The organism is Sediminibacterium goheungense, from assembly GCF_004361915.1.
Taxonomy (GTDB): domain Bacteria; phylum Bacteroidota; class Bacteroidia; order Chitinophagales; family Chitinophagaceae; genus Sediminibacterium; species Sediminibacterium goheungense.
Map to the genome: position 1 here is coordinate 82,736 of NZ_SNWP01000014.1, position 18,588 is coordinate 101,323.

At 40.8% G+C, this 18,588-nt stretch carries 19 protein-coding genes and 1 tRNA gene; 9 read left to right on the forward strand and 11 right to left on the reverse strand.

Going from position 1 to position 18,588, the window contains the following annotated elements:
* Positions 1–5: 5 nt before the first annotated feature.
* The 3 genes from BC659_RS17160 to BC659_RS15280 form a co-directional block, all read right to left on the reverse strand.
* Complete coding sequence (locus tag BC659_RS17160; protein WP_133475681.1) at positions 6–242, reverse strand: GIY-YIG nuclease family protein; 237 nt, start codon at positions 240–242, stop codon at positions 6–8.
* A 149-nt stretch (positions 243–391) separates the two neighbouring features.
* Complete coding sequence (locus BC659_RS15275; protein WP_133475682.1) at positions 392–658, reverse strand: hypothetical protein; 267 nt, start codon at positions 656–658, stop codon at positions 392–394.
* 60 nt (positions 659–718) lie between these two features.
* A tRNA-Ser gene (locus tag BC659_RS15280) sits at positions 719–803 on the reverse strand.
* 358 nt (positions 804–1,161) lie between these two features.
* On the opposite strand from BC659_RS15280, the gene BC659_RS15285 reads away from it, so the two are divergent.
* From BC659_RS15285 to BC659_RS15300, 4 genes are all read left to right on the forward strand, one after another.
* Entirely contained in the window at positions 1,162–1,482 is a 321-nt protein-coding gene (locus BC659_RS15285; protein WP_211340801.1) for a helix-turn-helix domain-containing protein, read from the forward strand.
* Complete coding sequence (locus BC659_RS15290) at positions 1,482–2,774, forward strand: type II toxin-antitoxin system HipA family toxin (RefSeq protein WP_133475684.1); 1,293 nt, start codon at positions 1,482–1,484, stop codon at positions 2,772–2,774. The genes BC659_RS15285 and BC659_RS15290 overlap by 1 nt, the downstream gene beginning before the upstream one ends.
* 55 nt (positions 2,775–2,829) lie before the next feature.
* Positions 2,830–3,159, forward strand: a complete 330-nt coding sequence (locus tag BC659_RS15295; protein WP_133475685.1) for a DUF6122 family protein — start codon at positions 2,830–2,832, stop codon at positions 3,157–3,159.
* 173 nt (positions 3,160–3,332) lie between these two features.
* A complete protein-coding gene (locus BC659_RS15300) occupies positions 3,333–5,789 on the forward strand; it encodes a TonB-dependent receptor (RefSeq protein ID WP_133475686.1) in 2,457 nt (818 codons plus the stop codon).
* A 60-nt stretch (positions 5,790–5,849) separates the two neighbouring features.
* Here BC659_RS15300 and BC659_RS15305 read toward each other — a convergent pair whose 3' ends face one another.
* From BC659_RS15305 to BC659_RS15320, 4 genes are all read right to left on the reverse strand, one after another.
* The gene (locus BC659_RS15305) at positions 5,850–6,566 is read right to left on the reverse strand and encodes a hypothetical protein (RefSeq protein WP_133475687.1); all 717 of its coding nucleotides are present in this window, start codon (positions 6,564–6,566) and stop codon (positions 5,850–5,852) included.
* Between the two features lie 2 nt (positions 6,567–6,568).
* Positions 6,569–7,489 carry a citrulline utilization hydrolase CtlX gene (gene ctlX, locus BC659_RS15310; RefSeq protein ID WP_246027160.1) on the reverse strand — a complete coding sequence of 307 codons (921 nt, stop codon included), beginning with the start codon at positions 7,487–7,489 and terminating at the stop codon, positions 6,569–6,571.
* A 170-nt stretch (positions 7,490–7,659) separates the two neighbouring features.
* Complete coding sequence (locus BC659_RS15315) at positions 7,660–9,090, reverse strand: arginine deiminase family protein (RefSeq protein ID WP_133475688.1); 1,431 nt, start codon at positions 9,088–9,090, stop codon at positions 7,660–7,662.
* 154 nt (positions 9,091–9,244) lie between these two features.
* Positions 9,245–9,937 (reverse strand): DUF3291 domain-containing protein, encoded by a 693-nt coding sequence (locus tag BC659_RS15320; protein ID WP_133475689.1) that lies wholly within the window; start codon positions 9,935–9,937, stop codon positions 9,245–9,247.
* Positions 9,938–10,070: 133 nt separating this feature from the next.
* Here BC659_RS15320 and hutI point away from each other — a divergent pair, with 133 nt between their 5' ends.
* From hutI to BC659_RS15335, 3 genes are all read left to right on the forward strand, one after another.
* A complete protein-coding gene (gene hutI, locus BC659_RS15325; RefSeq protein ID WP_133475690.1) occupies positions 10,071–11,309 on the forward strand; it encodes an imidazolonepropionase in 1,239 nt (412 codons plus the stop codon).
* An 87-nt stretch (positions 11,310–11,396) separates the two neighbouring features.
* A complete protein-coding gene (locus BC659_RS15330; RefSeq protein WP_246027161.1) occupies positions 11,397–12,458 on the forward strand; it encodes a formimidoylglutamase in 1,062 nt (353 codons plus the stop codon).
* A 241-nt stretch (positions 12,459–12,699) separates the two neighbouring features.
* Positions 12,700–13,359 (forward strand): YggS family pyridoxal phosphate-dependent enzyme, encoded by a 660-nt coding sequence (locus tag BC659_RS15335; protein WP_133475691.1) that lies wholly within the window; start codon positions 12,700–12,702, stop codon positions 13,357–13,359.
* Between the two features lie 71 nt (positions 13,360–13,430).
* On the opposite strand, the gene BC659_RS15340 is transcribed toward BC659_RS15335, so the two are convergent.
* Positions 13,431–14,723, reverse strand: a complete 1,293-nt coding sequence (locus tag BC659_RS15340; protein WP_133475692.1) for an amidohydrolase — start codon at positions 14,721–14,723, stop codon at positions 13,431–13,433.
* 113 nt (positions 14,724–14,836) lie between these two features.
* On the opposite strand from BC659_RS15340, the gene BC659_RS16970 reads away from it, so the two are divergent.
* On the forward strand, positions 14,837–15,253 hold the full coding sequence (locus BC659_RS16970; protein WP_211340802.1) for a YqaE/Pmp3 family membrane protein: 417 nt from the start codon (positions 14,837–14,839) through the stop codon (positions 15,251–15,253).
* Between the two features lie 87 nt (positions 15,254–15,340).
* On the opposite strand, the gene BC659_RS15350 is transcribed toward BC659_RS16970, so the two are convergent.
* The 3 genes from BC659_RS15350 to BC659_RS15360 all read right to left on the reverse strand — a co-directional run bounded on the left by BC659_RS15350 (position 15,341) and on the right by BC659_RS15360 (position 18,056).
* Positions 15,341–15,904 carry a GNAT family N-acetyltransferase gene (locus tag BC659_RS15350; RefSeq protein ID WP_133475693.1) on the reverse strand — a complete coding sequence of 188 codons (564 nt, stop codon included), beginning with the start codon at positions 15,902–15,904 and terminating at the stop codon, positions 15,341–15,343.
* 8 nt (positions 15,905–15,912) lie between these two features.
* A complete protein-coding gene (locus BC659_RS15355; RefSeq protein ID WP_133475694.1) occupies positions 15,913–17,466 on the reverse strand; it encodes an acyl-CoA mutase large subunit family protein in 1,554 nt (517 codons plus the stop codon).
* Positions 17,467–17,552: 86 nt separating this feature from the next.
* On the reverse strand, positions 17,553–18,056 hold the full coding sequence (locus BC659_RS15360; protein ID WP_133475695.1) for a DUF7935 family protein: 504 nt from the start codon (positions 18,054–18,056) through the stop codon (positions 17,553–17,555).
* A gap of 147 nt (positions 18,057–18,203) precedes the next feature.
* Here BC659_RS15360 and BC659_RS15365 point away from each other — a divergent pair, with 147 nt between their 5' ends.
* On the forward strand, positions 18,204–18,548 hold the full coding sequence (locus tag BC659_RS15365; protein ID WP_133475696.1) for a HesB/IscA family protein: 345 nt from the start codon (positions 18,204–18,206) through the stop codon (positions 18,546–18,548).
* Positions 18,549–18,588: the final 40 nt, after the last annotated feature.

The following is an 18,588-nucleotide window of genomic DNA, read 5'->3' on the forward strand; positions in this document are numbered from 1 at the left end:
TAGTGCTAATAAAGACGCTTATTCATAAAGGCTCTCCCTGATCCTGACTTTAGATATTTTTCAAAATGAAATGCCTTTATTTTATCATGAAAGGCGCAGTAAAAAAGAAGTTTTACAGGCAAATTCGATTTTGTAGAAGGTACATATCCTTTATTGTGCCTGTTAAATCTTTCTTTTAAGTCGCTTGTGCATCCAACATATGTATTTCCGTTGTTGCAGAGGAGGATATAGACGTATTGCATTTTCCTGCAAAGATTTATATTAACCCCTATGCTGGCAATAGGTATTTATACCTGATTTTGAGGCAGGGGATTTCGGGTGTTGGAGCTTTTGTAGCCCACCGTCGCTGAAGCTATGGTGGGCAAGTGCGCCTAAATATATTTGTTGAAAATCAGAAATCACCTGCGCCAAGGCTTCGGTTGGTGAATCCAGTAATAAATATGTAAAAGATGAAAAATGGACCTGTCCGCTGAAGCCCACCAAAATTTAGTGATGTTCCGGAAATGAAAAGCCCACCGTCGCTGAAGCTATGGTGGGCAAGTGCGCCTAAATATATTTGTTGAAAATCAGAAATCACCTGCGCCAAGGCTTCGGTTGGTGAATCCAGTAATAAATATGTAAAAGATGAAAAATGGACCTGTCCGCTGAAGCCCACCAAAATTTAGTGATGTTCCGGAAATGAAAAGCCCACCGTCGCTGAAGCTTTGGTGGGCGTAAGCGGAGAGAGAGGGATTCGAACCCCCGGACCTTTGACAGTCAACGGTTTTCAAGACCGCCGCATTCGACCGCTCTGCCATCTCTCCGCGGCAAAAGTAAGGGTTGAAATATTTCTACCAAAAAATATTCGAAATAATACGCAAATGCATTCATAAACAAGCTGTTAGAGTAATTGGGAACGAGGTGTTTGCATCTGTTATGATCTTTTGAGTGGCAGTTAGTAACCCGATCATCATGCTGCTCTATTTCAGGACTGATATCAATAAATTTTATTTTTATATTAATCCTATATTTATGTCTAATAATGTCAACATTAAATGATAAAATAAAGTATAATGATGTAAAATAGCAACATTTTCGTATATTCGTATTGTCGTTATAATTCGACATTAATATACATTAATTTAAATAATGATGGAAAATAGCAACAAAAATTGGTTTGCGATGAGTGACCCGGCTATATTGGCCATGCTGGGGCAGTTTCTGCAGCATACAAGGCTGGAGCAAAATAAAACACAGCAGGAAATTGCTTCTGCAGCAGGAATACATCGTTCTACCCTGGTACAGATAGAGGGCGGCGGCGGCGGAACTTTATTGTCTTTTATTCAGGTTATGCGTGCCCTTCAGCAATTACACCTGTTCCGTTTTTTTGAGACCCAACCCAAAATCAGTCCCTTGCAACTGGCTAAAATGGATCAGCAGAAAAGAAAAAGAGCCAGTAGAAAAAATAAGACAGCAGATCATCAACCCAAAACCGACTGGTAATGATTACTACTGCTTTTATACATATATGGAACAAGCGTGTAGGTGCGATTGCCTGGGATGAAAGAACGGGCACTGCATCTTTCGAATATGAACCTGCTTTTCTTCGTCAGCAGTGGAATCTATCCCCTCTGAAAATGCCGATATTAAATGCTGCAGGACGGATTTTCTCTTTTCCTGAATTGAGAGACAGTCTTACATTCAAAGGACTACCGGGTTTACTGGCAGATGTATTACCCGATAAATATGGTAACAGCCTTATCAATGCCTGGCTCTCCAGAAACGGCAGACCTGCGAATAGTATGAACCCGGTGGAACTGCTTTGTTTTATTGGTAAGAGGGGCATGGGGGCGTTGGAATTTGAACCCGGATTATACAGTTCAAATAAAACAGCTACAAAAATTGAATTGGATGGCCTGGTGAATATGGCGCAGGAAATTTTATCGGGCAGACAGGATTTTAATACACGGCTTAGTGCCGATGAAGCAAAAGCACTTACCGATATACTAAAGATCGGTTCATCTGCAGGTGGGGCAAGGGCCAAAGCCGTGGTCGCATTTAATCAGCTTACAGGAGAAATCAGATCCGGACAGGCAGATGTGCCGGATGGCTTTACGCATTGGTTACTGAAATTTGATGGGGTTACTGATCAGCAACTGGGTTCTTCTTCCGGATACGGAAGGGTAGAAATGGCCTATCACCTCATGGCAAAGGAAGCTGGTATTGAAATGATGGAATGCCGCTTACTAGAAGAGAATGGAAGGGCGCATTTCATGACCAAACGTTTCGACCGCATGCCCGATAACAAGAAATTACACATACAGAGTTTTTGTGCACTGGCGCATTACGATTTTAATGAGATTACATCGTTCAGTTACGAGCAGTTATTTGAAACCATGCGCAGTCTATTACTACCATATACAGACGCTGAACAATTGTTCAGAAGAATGGTGTTCAATGTAATGGCGAAAAACTGTGATGACCATACCAAGAATTTTTCATTTATGATGGATCAAAATGGTGCCTGGAAACTGGCACCTGCTTTTGATCTTTGTCATGCATACCGGCCTGACAGTTCATGGGTAAGTCAGCACTCACTCAGCATCAATGGTAAAAGAAAGGATATCAGCCGGGATGATTTACTGGCAGTGGCTAAAAATATGAATATTAAAAAAGCACCGTCCATAATTGATCAGGTGAAAGAGGTTGTTGGCAGGTGGCATGATTTTGCTGCGATTACAGCCGTAAATAGCGACCTGCGTGATGCAATCGGCAAAACCATATTGTTATTATAAAAGAGAGGATTATCTCTTTACCATACAATAAAAGAACCCCATTCCTCAATCAACCATGCGAATAATTCAACCCATACTTCATTACTTCCTCCACTTTGGTTTGCCGGTTTTTATAGCATGGTTTTTTTTTCGGGATCAATGGAAAAAAACAACACTTCTTTTATGGTTAACTATGCTGGTAGATCTTGATCATCTGCTGGCTGCACCTTTGTTCAACGCCTGCAGGTGCAGCATCAATTTTCATCCTCTACATAGTTATCCGGCAATTGCATGCTATGTATTGCTGTTATTTATTCCCAGGTGCCGTATCATTGCGATTGGTTTACTGCTGCATATGGCCACTGATCAGCTTGACTGTTTTATCAATCAATATACCTGTCTTTAGAAGTACATATGAATGCTTCATGTAAGCTTTTATCTATCGGATTTGTACATATCGTTGCTGAATAAGGCTTTCGGAAGGGTAAAGTGTTAATTTAAAGGGAACCATACCATTGTTATAAAACTTTTAAAGTAGCATTGTTATTTCAACGTATTTGCAGGTTTATAAATAACAGTATGATCGGAAAAAGCACTATTAGCCTTATTGTATGTTTACTGGTTTCAGTTTTTATATGTTTCGCCCAGGAAAACAAAAAAATCATAACAGGTGAAATTATCATTACCGGTGGTACTAAAGCGGATGGAGCCAATGTGTTTCTGTATCGTACCAAAGACTCAGTATTGGTGAAAACGGGTATTACCGATGCAAATGGCATCTATATACTTACAAATATCAGTCCCGGCAATTATTACCTGCTGGTAAAATATACCGGTTACGAAGAAAGCATTATCAATCCAGTACGTATTGACGGTTCAAAAGAAGAATTCCGGATGGAGTTGATAACGATGGCAACACCTGTTACCAACCAGTTGAAAGAAGTAGTTGTAAGCAGCCGTAAAAATTTTGTGGAGCGTAAGGCAGACAGGGTAGTGGTGAATCCGGATGCTTTAATCAGCAATGCCGGTACCACTGCATTGGAAGTATTGGAGAAAGCGCCCGCTGTTCAGGTAGACGCAGATGGTAATATCAGCCTGCGTGGCCGTCCCGGTGTATTGGTATTTATTGATGATAAGCCTACTTATATGTCGCAGCAAGACCTCACAGCTTACCTGCGATCTTTACCTTCGGGTGATATTGAAAGTATTGAGATTATGACCAATCCGCCAGCCCGTTATGATGCTGCGGGAAACAGCGGGGTTATTAATATACGGTTAAAGAAAACCAAAGTAAGTGGGCTGAATGGAGCCATCAACCTGGGGTATGGGCAGGGTACCTATGCCCGCAGTAATAACAGTTTTACGCTGAACTATCGTATCAATAAACTTAATTTCTTTACCAATCTCAGTAGTGCCATTAATAACACCTATCAGGATCTTACACTTAATCGTCAGTATTTTTCTACATCAGGTGCACTTCAGTCATCTTTTACCCAACGCTCATTCATTAAAAGAATGCCACGTGGCTTTAACTATAAAGCCGGCGTGGATTATTATGCCAGTAAAAACCTCACATTGGGTGTTGTGATTACCGGTGTTGCTAATAAAAACAAAGAAGATATTCATAACGATGCCGTTATCCGAAACGGTAATGGCGTACTTGTGAATACGGTGTCTGCACATGCGCCAAGGAACCGATCTTTTAATAATATCGGAACCAACCTCAATATGTCTTATAAATTAGATGGTAAATCGAAATTACTAACTGTGAATGCTGATTACCTGAAGTATAGTGCCGATCAGGATAACAGTCTGTTGAATATTGTGTATAATCCGGATCAAACAATTGCAGGCAGAACCAATCTGGTATCTGATTTGCCGGCGTCTATTGAAATCACTACAGCGCAGGCAGATTATTCGCAACCCTTGTTTAAAGGAACACTGGAGGCAGGTGCAAAAACAAGCATCGTGAGAACCAATAATAATGCAATGTTTTACGATGAGCAGCCGAATGGTAGTTTTACGCTCAATACTGAATTCTCGAATAATTTTAAATACCGCGAGAACATCAATGCTACCTATCTTACATATACACTAGACAGGAAAAAATTCAGTGCCAAACTCGGTTTACGATTTGAAAATACTGAAATCAAAGGATTGCAATATGGCACACCCGGTAAACCTGATTCTTCTTTTACACGCACATTTAATAATCTGTTTCCTACTTTATATTTTTCTTATAAACTTGATACGGCAGAAAATCATTTAGTAAATATAAATTTTGGCAGAAGAATCAACAGGCCGAATTATCAGGATATGAATCCGTTCACCTATCCGTTAGACAGGTATACTTTATATGGAGGAAATCCATTTTTAAAACCAACGTTCTCTTATAATACCGAACTGAGTTATACTTATAAACGAAATTATACGCTTTCGCTGCAATACAGTTATATCAATGATCTGATTATGGAAACCATTGAACAGCGAAATGGTATATTTTACAGCCGGCCCGGTAATTTCGGCAAGCAGGTATCTCTGAGTGCCTCATTGAGCGGTATGATACCGGTTACCAAATGGTGGAAGCTGCAACTGTATACGGAGGTAACCAAAAACAAGTTTACGGCTACACTCTACCAACAAAATTTATTGAATGAGGGTACGTATTTTTTTGTTGGGCCCGTAAATATTTTTCAAATCAATCCAATGTGGTCGGCTGAGTTAGGTGGTAATTACCAATCAAGTGTGTATGTGGGACAGTTTGTAACCATACCTGTAGGTTCAGTAAGGGCGGCTGTGGCAAAGAAAATACTCAAGCAAAAAGGAACCCTTCGTTTCAGCGTGAATGATTTTCTCTATACGAATCAACCTGGTGGAAACATTAAGGGGATACAAAATTCTACTGCCAACTGGAAGAGTTACCTTGATTCAAGGGTATTTACACTTTCCTTTTCTTATCGTTTCAATAAAGGGAAGAGTCTGTCGCAGCGTAATACCGGATCTTCAGATGCGGAACGAGGAAGGGTTGGGGGGTAGCAAAAAAGCCTGCTGAAATACAAAGAATCAGCAGGCTTTTTATCTTCTGGTGAAGTCAGGTCAAATTACATATAGGGTCATTTCTTCACAATCATGCTCGGCAATATAGACTGGAAACGGGTGTTGTTCCAGCTGTGAAAATTGTCCTTCGTTATCCATTTCTCTAAAAACTTTATGAAGGAATAATCTTGACTGGAGTTGATAATAGTTCATTAATTCATAGCCGAGACCTAATAGTGTATGTTTTTCATCAGCTTCATCAATCAGTTTCGCACAATCGGGCCATACACCCGAGAAATTTGGGCCTTTGGCAAAACCAGCATAATGTCCGGGAGGTAATTCTTTATAAAGATACCGCGGTTCGGCAATAATGGGAAAGGTTAATCCTTTTTTGAAAAAATTGATACCTGAATCGTAATGAAAATACCAGTCATATCCGATCTCTATGGCACCGGACTGAAGTAATTGTGCCTTTACTTCGGGATCATTTAAACAGTTCTGTATTTCATTTTTTAAATATTGAATACAGTTTTGTTCATGTAAAGGATGGTTTTCGATAAAATCTGCATAAGGATTTTTACTGCTGATATCAGCTGCTTTCTCCGCTAGTTCCTCTTCTATATCTTCTCCATCAAGTATTGCAAATTCTCCGTTTCTATATAGCTGGAGATAGTCGGCATACCTTTTGAAAAGTGGTATAAAGATGTGATCCCTGCAGTCCAGCCATTGTTTTTCAAGTTGTTCAAAAAGTATTTCATTCAGGGAGCTGTTATTCATCTTTATCTATTTTTTGAAAGAAAAATCTCAGCCATCATACATCTCGCACTACCGCCTCCATTGGTTTCAATGGTGCTGATATCTGAATGCAATATAGGGTTATAGGTTTCTAGTCTCTCTACTTGATCTTTTGTTAAGCTAAGGAATGCCTGACTTGACATTACCAGGAATAATTGTCCTTTTTGATTCTGCACCTGCAACATATTTCCCGCAAAGTGGTTCATTTGGTCAAAGCTGATTGTGATGATTTCTTTTCCGGATGCGGTCAGACTGGCTTCTACAAGGCTTCTTTCATTTGGATCGGGAATGGAATCAAAACAGATCACCGCATATTGATCGGCCACACACATCATTACATTAGTATGATAAATGGGTGATCCATTACTATCGACCGAAATGAATGAAACAATACGATATCCTGCTTTTTCGGCCCAATCGTTCAATACTTCCTTATTCGTTCTGGGCGATAAACAGGCATAGGCTATGGCATTTGTTCTGTCCAGTACCATACTACCAGTTCCTTCAAGAAATAAATCCTGACTTTCATATCCGCTCAGGTCGATGGTATCTTTTACCGTAAATTTTTCATGGATAGCTTTGATGACATGTGGTTTCCGTTCCATGCGTCTGTTCGTTGCAAACATCGGATAGAGAATGATACTTCCATCGCTATGAAAGGAGATCCAGTTATTGGGAAATACAGAATCAGGTGTATGAGGATCGGGTGTGTCAGGCACAACTGTTACGTCTATGCCAGCTGTTGTTAGCACATTAACAAATTTTTCAAATTCCAGCGCCGCTTTCTCAGCAACAGTATCGCCGCCGAAAGCTTGTTGAAAGCTATTATTCACAGCCGTTTCAGCATTAAAACTAAAACGTACCGGTTTTATCATTAACAGGTGAGAAGTGGTTTGTGCTTGCATGTTGTTTTTTTTTGCGTGAATGGTGAATGAGAAAAGTGAGTAGTGAGTAGTCAGTAGTGAGTGAATGGTGAATGAAAAATGATATTGCGCTTTCACAATAATGATCGTTGCGGTCGAGTTCCGTCTACTCACTACTCACTACTCACTACTCACTACTCACTACTCACTACTCACATTTCCTCCCTCCACAAAGGCATACTCATACAATGAAAACCTCCGCGGGCGCGCGATAGTTCTGCAGAGGGCATCAGTATCAATGTGTCGGTCATAGTAGCGGGTTCTATGGTGCCGGCTTCCAGTTCCGGTAATAAATCTTTTACATGCATAATACGGAAGCCTGCTTTGCGGAATGCTTCTGTTGTTTTATCATTTCTATCGTACCCTAATACAACACCTTCTTTTAAAGCAAGCAGGTTGCATGAATCTGTCCATTGTTCGCGTGCATTATAGGGAAACTCATTGTTACCTGAGAAAATAAAGCGTACTTCATTTTCACAATGAAGATCATTTACACTGATGTCTACTAATAAATCTTCCAGGCTATCGAATAAAACAGGGTTATCCGGACATTTTTTATGAAACTGCGTGATTTTAATTTTCTCTTCCTTCTTTACCTGTAAAATGCGTTCTATGGCATTATCATCTTCATGTTTTACTGCTTTTCTGGAAAAATTACCCAGCATCACCCATACATCTCTTTTCACCTGTGTAAATACGGTATCGATATGCATGTAATCACGTTTCTTGGGGATCCTGATGATGGTTACTTTATCCATCAACCCTTTTTCAAACATTACATTGGTAATCATGGCTGCGGCTTCTGCTGAAGTTCTTTCGCTTACACCCACGAGCAGATGGTTGGGACTTACCACCATAATGTCACCACCTTCCAAAGTCGTTTTTCTGTCGTCTTCTTCCTCTTCCGGCATCAGAAAACTCTGGTTGGAATCAGTCAGTTCAATAATATTCTTTTGCCAGGCACTGAACATGGGGTGATGGAAGAAGATATACTTTGATAAGAGCGCTTCCCGGGTTCTTGCTTTCTTCGCCGGTTTATTGAGCAATACATGATCCTTAATAGTAATGCCGATGTCACGTGTAAAAATAAAATTCGGAATAGGGGCGAAGAGTAATTGCTTTTCTTTGGAAGTTCCGGATATAAAAGTTTTCGACAATTCATTGGCTGAATAATCAAACAGCTGCTGCTGTATTTCAAAAGTACATCCTTCAATGGCAGCCACTGACGCGATCAATTGAGATCGTATGTCTTTATTCTCCAGTATTTCTGCCAGCAGCCATTGTAGTTCCACTACTTTATCAGACCTGAAAAATTCTGTGGCATCCGGTTTATAAAAATTACGATCGTTTGTATCAATCTCTGCCAGCTTACCCTTGATTTTTTGCGGATCCAGAAAGTAGAGCAGGAGCTTGGTGTAATAGTCATACTCATCTTTTCTGATGGTATCGAGGTGAACAATGTCTTCAAATAACCAGTCTTGTGCTTTGGAGGGTACAACTTTTCCAAGACCACTATCCGGACTATGTACCAATAATCGTTTTAAAGTACCTATTTCAGAGGTAACAAGCAATGTATGTTCCATACAGATTTTGTATTAAAAAATGAAAAGAGAGAAAGCGTCAAAAAGGAGTAGGTGCACTCAATGATCGGGCATGGAATTCAATCCACGGTACATCCATGCAAAATGGGCAGTAAGAAATGATATGGTGGAGCAGTGATACATTCGATCTGTAAAGTTACGATTTTCTTTGTAATGGGTTTTGTGCCCTCAGACTACCCTCATTTTCAATGATTTGGAAGCGAACAAACATCTCTTCACTGTACCAGTTCTCTTGTCGTGTTTTTCTCACTACTTCTGCATGTTCATGCAGTCGGTAAGCAAAATTTTTCATGGCTTCTTTAGATTCCCATATACTAAAAGTGGCCTGTTTGATCCAGGGTACTTCGCCAATACCCACTGAAGTAATAAAACCTTCACTTTGGCTCATTCTCCTCGCTACACTATCTACCTGTTTCCAGAAATTCGATAGCCTGCTCAGCCGGATTGTTGCCCTGGTAAGAATGGCAATGGTACCATTATAATCTGTATTCTTCGGGAGTTTGCCGAAAACCTCCTTGTTATCCCATAGGCCATGTCCTTCGAGAGGTTTGAGTAAAAGGCTCCATTGCTCGCATCCAAAGAATTGCCACCATTGTAAAAGAAATCTGGGATGTTCTTTTTTTTGTTCGGTATCTCTCCATATTTCGAGCACGGCCCATTGTCGCCAGTCGGGTGTTTTATCGAAACTGCCATTGCGGCCACAGCCCATGAGTTTCCAGAAGCTGGATTTATTTTGTAGCCATAACGGAAAACGAAAAATAGCCATGGATAGAAATCCTACCCATCCCATCCATACCGGATATCTGACAATGGTTAACCTGGCTATCATTGACGATCATTTCTTTGCGTGAAGATAACATTATTCATTACGTATGTTTTATCATTCTCTGCTCCGGACTTAAGTCCGGAGCAGAGAATGATATTTTGAATTTAATACAATGTGTTTTCCTTAATTTGCTATTATGTCGAATCTGCTATTAACCAACATTCATCAGCTCATTAATGTTCGCAAGCATCCTGTATTATTAAGAGGACAGGCCTTGAAAGAGTTGCCTGTACTCAACAATGCATGGGTACAAATTATCAACGGCCGTATTGCAGATTATGGTACCATGGATATTTGTCCGGACGCTACTGAAGTATATGACCTGAAGGGGGCCAGTGTATTACCATGCTGGTGCGATAGCCATACGCATGTTGTATTTGCTGCGAGCAGGGAAGATGAGTTTGTAGATAAATTGAAAGGACTGAGCTATGCGGAAATTGCTGCAAAAGGAGGTGGTATACTAAATTCTGCCAGTAAACTGGCACTTACCACTGAAGAGGTATTGTATGAACAGGCAAAAAAAAGGATTTTTGAATGGATGGCTTTGGGAACCGGTGCGATTGAAATTAAAAGTGGGTATGGTTTGTCTTTTGATGCAGAACTTAAAATGTTAAGGGTCATCAGGCGATTGAAGGAAAGCCTGCCAATACCCGTAAAAGCTACATTCCTGGGAGCACACACTTATCCTGCGTTGTTCAAAGAAGATCATGAAAGTTATATAGATCTGATTATTAATGATCTGTTACCTGCAATTGATCAGGAACAACTGGCAGACTATATAGATGTGTTTTGTGAAGAAGGTTTTTTCACCCCTGAAGAAACTGTCAGAATTTGTGAGGCAGGTAAACAGTATGGATTGAAAGCTAAAATTCATGCGAATCAATTGCACCTTTCCGGAGGTGTTCAGGCAGGGATTTCAGTGAATGCAGTTTCAGTTGATCACCTCGAAACCATGAATGAGGAAACTATCAGCTTACTGGCATCATCTGATACCATCGGTACATTATTACCAACCGCTGCTTATTTTCTTCGCATGCCCTTTCAGCCGGCAAGGGCATTGATTGATGCAGGAGCGGCCATTGCATTGGCTTCAGATTGTAATCCGGGTTCAAGTCCGAGTGGCAATATGAACACAGTGGTATCCATGAGTTGTATACAAATGAAAATGTTGCCTGAAGAAGCCATTAATGCAGCTACCTTGAATGGTGCGTTTGCCATGGGACTTGAAAAAGAATTGGGTAGTATTACCGTTGGCAAAAGGGCAAATCTCATCATTACCCGACCCATTCCATCGATTGCTTATATTCCTTATGCATTCGGGTCTAATCTGATTGATAAAGTGCTGGTGAACGGTAGGGAAGTGACCAGTGAGTAATCAGTAGAGTGTATTTGAGGGTATTTACTCACTACTGACTACTCACTACTCACTTTTTCGTATATTCAGACAACAAAATCTACCGCTTTGCAACTGCCACATCTGAAAATCTACAATAAGCAGGATATCCTGTCTGTGACACGTATCCGTCGCTTTGAAACAAAAATTGGGGAACGTATTCAGGTTCTGCAACAAAGCAGCGATCTTGAATTGGCCATACGTCAGTCGAGTGCTCCCTTTGTCATGATCGGTGTGCCGGAAGATATTGGTGTATTGGCTAATCAGGGGGTAGGGGGCTGCGATTCTGCCTGGATTGCTTTTTTACAGGCTTTTTTGAATACCCAGAGCAATGATTTTTTTGAAGGAAGCAGTATTCTGCTGATAGGTCATTTTGATTTTAATGATGCCAAGCAACTGATCGAAAACAATGCGCAGAGTTATGATGAAAAACTGGCGGCTTATCGTCATGCAGTGAATATGATTGATGATGAAGTGGAACAATTAATACATGTGATTACCCAGAACCAGAAAATTCCAATTGTAATCGGAGGTGGACATAATAATGCTTATCCATGTATTAAGGGAGCGGCCAAAGGGTTATACAAATCCGGACAAATTCCCATTGCCCAGATCAATGCCATTAATCTGGATGCACATGCCGATTTCAGACCCATGGAAGGCAGGCATAGTGGTAACGGGTTTTCGTATGCAGAAGCCGATGGATACCTGGAAAAATATTGTGTGCTGGCTTTCCATGAGAGTTACCTGCCACAGAATGTATGGATGGATATGGTAAACAATCCTTTTATTGATTGCATCAGTTATGAGGATATTTTCCTGCATGAAAAAAGAACTTTTCTGCAGGCCGTGGCGCATGCAACAGGTTTTACAGAAGATACTTACTGTGGCATCGAATTGGATCTCGACGTTATTGAAAACAGCATCAGCAGTGCATCAAGTCCGGCAGGAATTTCATTGGCCCATGCCCGGCAGTTTATCAATTTCACGGCTACAGATAGTAAAGTAGCCTATCTCCATATCTGTGAAGGAGCTGTGCAATTAACAGACGGCAGGAGCGGACATACCACCGGGAAAATGATTAGTTATCTGGTAACTGATTTTGTAAAAGCGATGTTTACGAGTAGGTGAATGGTGAATGGTCAATTGTGAATTGTGAATTGTGAATGAAGAAGGTGAGTAGTTAGTAGTGAGTGGGAGGGTGTGAATGGTGAATGGTGAATGAAAAAAATATTGTGTTTACACAATATTGATCGTCAGGGGCGAGTTTCGTTTATTGACCATTGACCATTGACCATTGACCATTGACCATTGACCATTGACCATTGACCATTGACCATTTCTATTCACTATTTTTGCAAAAAATCAAGCCATGTCTGTGAATGTTGAGCAGTATGCAGCAATTAGTAACGAGCTTGCCGCAAAGAAAGTAACATTGGTAGCGGTGAGTAAAACCAAGCCGGTTGCTGATATTGAGGCTTTGTATGCTTTGGGTCAAAGAGATTTTGGAGAAAACTATGTGCAGGAGCTCGTAGATAAGCAGACATCTTTACCGGGAGATATACGCTGGCATTTTATTGGACATTTACAGTCGAATAAGGTGAAATATATAGCACCATTTGTATACCTGATCCATGGTGTAGACAGCTTGAAACTATTGAAAGAAATTGATAAGCAAGCCGCCAAAAATAACCGTACTATTCAATGCCTTTTACAGGTTCATATTGCCAGTGAAGAAACCAAGTTCGGTATGGATGAGCATGAACTGGCTGAAGCTTTGGCCCAACTTCATTTATTTTCCAATGTAAAAGTATGTGGGTTGATGGGTATGGCTTCTTTCAGTGATGATGAAACCAAAGTGCGGAATGAATTCAAAGTCTTACATCAGTTATTTCTCAAATCCGCCTTCAGCGATCCTGCATCAGCGATCCTCAGTATGGGTATGAGTGGTGATTATAAAATGGCTATAGAGGAGGGCAGTAATATGGTACGAATCGGTAGTTTGTTGTTTGGTGCAAGGGTCTATCCGTAAAAATGCTCCTGAAAGCAGAGAGATACAATCAACAATACTTTGTATTTCTGTGCTTTCGGAGCAATCAATCTCTACTTTTTACTTTTAGCATAATCAAATACCAATTGACAAAAAGCTTTCACACCTAAATCAAAACCACTTTCATCAATATAGAAATCAGGTGTATGGTGTAAAGATGCTTTTGCGGGATCCATTCCTTTTGGCATACCGCCCAGGTAAAAGAAGAAGCTGGGTATGTTTACACCGTAGAAAGAAAAATCTTCAGCTCCGGTATCCCAATCGCGTTCAACTACATTTCCTTTACCTGCTGCTTTTTCGAGGAAGGGCAGGGTTAGTTTAACCAATGCAGGGTCATTATAGGTTACCAGTGTTTTGGTATCAATAAATACATCTGCTTCAGCGCCAGAACTGGCTGCGATATGTTTCACTGTATTTCTGATTCTTTCATGTACTTCTTTCTGCATTTTACTGTCGAGTGTACGGATGGTTCCCAGCATTTCACATTCTTCAGGAATGATATTGTTTCGAACACCTGAATGAATGGATCCTACGCTAATTACAACCGGTGCTTTGGTAAGTTCCATCTGACGACTTACAATCTGCTGTAACCCTTCAATAATATTGGCGGCTGCGGCAATGGGGTCTACACCAGTCCAGGGTTTGGAGCCATGGGCACCTTTGCCTTTTACTTTGATCCGGAACCAGTCTGAAGAAGCCATAAACGAACCTGATTTGTATTGTAACTGTCCGGCAGGTACTTCTGACTTAATATGCATACCAAATACAGCTTCTACTTTTGGATTGTTAAGTACACCTTCTTTCACCATCAGAGAAGCCCCACCTTCTTCATTGTCAGGAGCACCTTCTTCAGCTGGTTGAAATAGAAATACTACCGTACCAGGTACTTCCTGTTGCATTTTCTTTAATACAGTAGCAGTTCCCATTAATATGGAAGTATGGGAATCATGTCCGCAGGCATGCATTACACCTACATTTTGTCCGTTAAACTCGGTGGTAACTTTGGAGGCAAAGGGAATGTTTACACGTTCTGTTACGGGTAAAGCATCAATATCTGCACGCAATGCAACTACCGGACCTGGTTTGCCGCCTTTTAATACCGCAACCACACCGGTTTTGGCAACATTGGCTTTTACTTCATATCCGATAGATCTTAGATAGTCAGCTATATATGCACCCGTTTTAAACTCGCGATTCGATAATTCAGGATTCTGGTGAAAATGTCTGCGCCATTCAACCAGTTTCGGTGTAATATCTTTCACCAGTTGTGGATAGGAAGCTGGCATGTCCTGCGCATTAGCAAAACTGCTGATGGCAAACACTGTACCGAATAGAAGAGTTCTCATGTAATAAGCAGTGGTTAAAATGTATTGCAATGATTTATTACAGCAATATACACAGAGTATCTGACCTTTTGATAATTAAAAAAAGGATTATATTTATACAAATCTATATCACTATGAGAAAAATTATCACCATCTGTTTAGCCAGTTCACTTGTTTTTTCTGTTCAGGCCAGTGTTGTTACCGATATTTCTACAGGTTCCACTTCCACTACAGTTGTTACTACTCCTGTTCTCAATGATGTAGTTGCAGAAGACGCACTTCGTGAGTTCAAAAGTCTCAGCCGTACGGAAAAAAAAGCACGCATGAAAGAAGTTAGGAAAATGCTGCGTGAATATAAAGCTACCAAAAAAGCAGGAGGGGAAGTGAGTACCAATCAGGTACTGCTTGGCATTCTGTGTGTGTTACTCCCACCGCTGGCCGTAGGCTTACACCAGGGCGAAATCAACGGAAAATTCTGGCTCAGCCTGTTGCTTACTTTGTTATTCTGGCTGCCGGGAGTGATTTATGCGTTGATTGTGGTGTTTGGTTAAACAATTTGAAAATTTGAGAATTTGGAAATTTGGAAATGATCAGGTTTGTATTATTTGATAATTTTCCAATTAGGTATATTTTCATTTTCAAATTTCCAAATTTCCAAATTTCCAAATTATAACATCCCATTCATCAACATGATCATGATACGTATGTATGGTTTCAAAACCTACTTTTTTATGGGCATGAAGGGAACGGTGGTTGGAGGTGGAGACTTCTGTTAACAGGAAATCGTATTGGTTACCATAAACCGTTTTATGGTGCTCGTACAATTGTTCGAATAAACCTTTACCACGATGCTCTTTGGCAATACAGATTTGCCCCATCATATAATACCGGTAATCGTTAATTGATTTCCCACGATAGGTAAGGGGAGATAGATTGTTGAGCATTATTTTCATTTCTGTATGCACTTCTGCCATTTCGTGTGTGGCTGTTAATGCATAACCTACCACTTCGTCATGATAAGTAACAATGATACTGGGTGCTATCTCATGCATAGCCGTTAATAAATCAACACTGTATTCCCAGGTAAGAAAACCCTGGTCTTTTTTAGTAAGGTCGTCAATCGCCGATTTCAGGTTGGCAGCAGACAATGCTGCTATCTGTTGAATTTGTCTGGCATTGGTAACGAGCTGTGCCTGATACATAGCGTTGTTTATTGATATTCTCCGAAAACTTTTCTTAAAGTATCTGAAATCTCTCCCAGTGTGGCATATTGTTCTACAGCATGAATCACCATTGGCATCAAGTTTTCGCCCGAAATGGCGGCATTACTGATCGCAGAAAGTGAGGCATCAACCTGTTCTTTGTTCCTTGTATTCCTGAGTACTTTAAGCTTGTCTGACTGAACCTGTCTGATGCTGTCATCAATTTTAAATACAGGAGTTGTATTGATTTCATCTACCTGAAATTTATTGACTCCGACAATTATTTTTTCGCCGCTTTCAATATTGCGCTGGTATTCATAGGCACTTCTGGCTATTTCGTCTTGCATAAAGCCTTCTTCAATCGCACTTACACTGCCACCCATCGCATCAATTTTATGTACCAGTTCCCATGCTTTCTGTTCAACCTCGGTAGTTAGGTTTTCAATAAAATAGCTACCGGCTAATGGGTCTACGGTATCCGGTGCACCACTTTCGAAGGCAACGATCTGTTGTGTACGCAAAGCAATTCTGGCAGCTTCTTCAGTAGGCAGGCTCAATGCTTCATCGTAACCATTGGTATGCAGGCTTTGTGTACCACCTAATACCGCTGCCAGTGTTTGTATGGTTACCCTGCAAATATTGTTGAGTGGCTGTTGTGCTGTTAAGGTAGCCCCACCTGTTTGCGTATGAAAACGCAGCATCATGGCTTTTTCGTCTGTTGCTCCCAGTTCTTTCATCATCTGTGCCCACATTCTTCTGGCTGCCCGGAACTTCGCCACTTCTTCAAAGAGATTGTTATGTGCATTAAAAAAGAAAGAAAGTCTTTTTCCAAATACGTTAATGTCCAATCCTTTTGCCAATGCTGCCTGCACATAGGCTTTACCATTACTGAGGGTAAAAGCAATTTCCTGTACGGCGGTACTACCTGCTTCGCGGATGTGGTAACCCGAAATGGAAATCGTGTTCCATTTTGGTAACTCTTTACTGCACCATTCAAAAATATCGGTGATGATACGCATGGATGGCTTTGGTGGATATATATAAGTTCCACGGGCGGCATATTCTTTCAGGATATCATTCTGAATGGTTCCACTGATTTTCTTCAGATCGGCACCCTGCTTTTTCGCGAGTGCCACATAAAAAGCAAGCAATATAAAACCGGTTGCATTAATGGTCATAGATGTACTTACCTGTTCCAGTTGTATACCCTTAAACAGTGTTTCCATATCTTCCAGGCTATCAATCGCTACACCTACCTTACCAACCTCACCTTCAGCAAGCGCATGATCACTGTCGTATCCAATCTGCGTTGGGAGGTCAAAAGCCACACTTAATCCCATCACACCCTGTGATAAGAGATAATGGTATCGCTTATTGCTTTCTTCAGCAGTAGAAAAGCCTGCATACTGTCGCATTGTCCATAATTTTCCGCGATACATATCCGGCTGTACACCCCTTGTATAGGGAAATTCTCCGGGCTGTTCAGGATCCGTTACCGGATTGTCTCCAGGTTGGTATACTTGCTTTATTTCAATGCCGCTGTCGGTAGTGATTTTTTTCATGGTAGGAAATTTAGAGGGGCGTGAATGGTGAATGGTCAATTGTCAATTTAATCTATAAAGCGTATTCACCATTCATCATTGACCATTCACATTAATGTTTTCGCTTCATAACTCAGCGCTTCGCTGACAATTTCATGCAGATTCGATTTGGGATCTCTCATCAGGTATTCCAAAATGGCACGATTCAGATCGGCAGCAGGTGCTATACTGGGAATCCTTGCACCAACCTGATTGATGATTAACAAATTATTTTCTTTAAGGTTGCGGATGGCATTCCATACTTCTGCTGATACATAGATCTGCTGGGAGATATTGTAATCAAATTCGTCTTTGATGTGTTTGCCCAGTAAGAACTGCATTTCACTTGCAGAAACATCCGGATTACCCAGACGGCTGATCAGATTGGCTAAGGCGATCCGGTCGGTGAGCAGGGTTAGCCTTTCATAAGCCTGTAAACGGAGCTGTAAAGAACCTTTTTTGTCATTTGTTTCTTCCCGTTGGTTCTTTCTTTGCAGGTAAAAGAGATAGCCGGCAAAACCAGCAATCATCAGGGCTATTACCACTGTTAACAACATCGTAGTATCGAGCATTGCGTCGAATTTTGACAAAAGTAAGCTCTAAGGATGAATTCAGCTTTACCAATGGAAAAACTAATGCCATTCCTTTTCCGCCTATCGAAACTGCCATTATCAGTCAATATTCAAATCATTCGTAAATTTGTATCGTAAATACATTTTATGAGTACAATCACAAGCACACCGGTAACCTTAACAGCAGGCGCTATTCTCGAAATACGCAGACTGATGGGAGAGGAAGGTTTTGACCCATCTCAGGTTTTACGTGTAGGTGTGAAAGGTGGGGGATGCAGTGGTATGACCTATGTATTGGGCTTTGATCAAGCTACAGCTGAAGATGAACATTTCTCCATTGAAGGCATACCCTGTATTATGAATAAAAGCCACCAGCTATATCTGTACGGAATGGAAATAGACTGGCAGGGCGGACTGAATAGCCGTGGTTTTACTTTTAGCAATCCCAATGCCAGTAAAACCTGTGGTTGCGGAACCTCTTTCGCTGTATAATTTTATTAGGTATTATGAACTAGGTGTTAGGGGTTGAATG

Excerpts from the sequence above, each read along its gene's own strand:
- BC659_RS15305 (WP_133475687.1), bottom strand. The coding sequence starts at position 6,566 with ATGAATAACAGCTCCCTGAATGAAATACTTTTTGAACAACTTGAAAAA.
- BC659_RS15315 (WP_133475688.1), bottom strand. The coding sequence starts at position 9,090 with ATGGAACATACATTGCTTGTTACCTCTGAAATAGGTACTTTAAAACGA.
- BC659_RS15360 (WP_133475695.1), bottom strand. The coding sequence starts at position 18,056 with ATGCTCGATACTACGATGTTGTTAACAGTGGTAATAGCCCTGATGATT.
- BC659_RS15285 (WP_211340801.1), top strand. The coding sequence starts at position 1,162 with ATGAGTGACCCGGCTATATTGGCCATGCTGGGGCAGTTTCTGCAGCAT.
- BC659_RS15355 (WP_133475694.1), bottom strand. The coding sequence starts at position 17,466 with ATGAAAAAAATCACTACCGACAGCGGCATTGAAATAAAGCAAGTATAC.
- BC659_RS15365 (WP_133475696.1), top strand. The coding sequence starts at position 18,204 with ATGAGTACAATCACAAGCACACCGGTAACCTTAACAGCAGGCGCTATT.
- BC659_RS15300 (WP_133475686.1), top strand. The coding sequence starts at position 3,333 with ATGATCGGAAAAAGCACTATTAGCCTTATTGTATGTTTACTGGTTTCA.
- BC659_RS17160 (WP_133475681.1), bottom strand. The coding sequence starts at position 242 with ATGCAATACGTCTATATCCTCCTCTGCAACAACGGAAATACATATGTT.
- BC659_RS15335 (WP_133475691.1), top strand. The coding sequence starts at position 12,700 with ATGTCTGTGAATGTTGAGCAGTATGCAGCAATTAGTAACGAGCTTGCC.
- BC659_RS16970 (WP_211340802.1), top strand. The coding sequence starts at position 14,837 with ATGAGAAAAATTATCACCATCTGTTTAGCCAGTTCACTTGTTTTTTCT.
- ctlX (WP_246027160.1), bottom strand. The coding sequence starts at position 7,489 with ATGCAAGCACAAACCACTTCTCACCTGTTAATGATAAAACCGGTACGT.
- BC659_RS15295 (WP_133475685.1), top strand. The coding sequence starts at position 2,830 with ATGCGAATAATTCAACCCATACTTCATTACTTCCTCCACTTTGGTTTG.
- BC659_RS15340 (WP_133475692.1), bottom strand. The coding sequence starts at position 14,723 with ATGAGAACTCTTCTATTCGGTACAGTGTTTGCCATCAGCAGTTTTGCT.
- BC659_RS15320 (WP_133475689.1), bottom strand. The coding sequence starts at position 9,937 with ATGATAGCCAGGTTAACCATTGTCAGATATCCGGTATGGATGGGATGG.
- hutI (WP_133475690.1), top strand. The coding sequence starts at position 10,071 with ATGTCGAATCTGCTATTAACCAACATTCATCAGCTCATTAATGTTCGC.
- BC659_RS15350 (WP_133475693.1), bottom strand. The coding sequence starts at position 15,904 with ATGTATCAGGCACAGCTCGTTACCAATGCCAGACAAATTCAACAGATA.
- BC659_RS15290 (WP_133475684.1), top strand. The coding sequence starts at position 1,482 with ATGATTACTACTGCTTTTATACATATATGGAACAAGCGTGTAGGTGCG.